This is a genomic window from Stenotrophomonas sp. INTA L402-1 (genome assembly GCF_059295135.1).
This window is the reverse complement of sequence record NZ_JCAFWP010000163.1, coordinates 1-617: the sequence shown is the minus strand read 5'-3', so window position 1 is coordinate 617 and position 617 is coordinate 1. Positions and strand designations below refer to the sequence as shown.

Here is a 617-nt window from a genome sequence, read left to right as displayed (position 1 = left end):
ATGTGTATAAGAGACAGCGATAATCCTTCCCATTTCTGGCAGGCGGCTGACCAGTTTGAACGTGCGAACGGTTCGACCTATAGGGAACTTGAAATTGCATTACCCCGTGAACTGACACCGGAACAGCGCCTTGAACTGGTGCAGGATTTTGTACGTCAGGAAGCTGGCGAACGGCACGCCTGGAGTTTTGCCATTCACAATCCGAAAGCGAGCATTGACGGCGGCGAACAGCCTCATGCGCATATCATGATGAGTCAGCGTGTGAATGATGGCATTGAACGTACACCGGAACAGTATTTCCGGCGCTATAACGCCAGGTATCCCGAGCGGGGAGGTGCGAAAAAGGATTCCGGAAGCCTGACTCTCACTCAGCAAAAAGAGCAGTTGCGGGAATTGCGAAAACGCTGGGAGGTGAAGCACAACGAACATATGAGAAAGCATGGCTTTGAAAGGGGCTTCATTGACTGCCGGACGCTGAAAGAACAGGGCATTGAACGACGTCCCGAAGTGCATCTGGGTTTTGAAGCTGCCGGACGGCTTGATGATGCCCAGCGTCATGACATCATGCAAAAACGGTCTGAACCGGACTATTCCCGCCATCTTGAACAGGCGCGAAC

The 617-nt window shown here is 52.5% G+C and carries 1 protein-coding gene; it reads left to right on the top strand.

What is annotated here, in order from left to right; all coding sequences use genetic code 11:
- On the top strand, positions 1 to 617 hold a 617-nt coding region (locus AC5O77_RS22110), incomplete at both ends, for a MobA/MobL family protein (protein ID WP_494507210.1).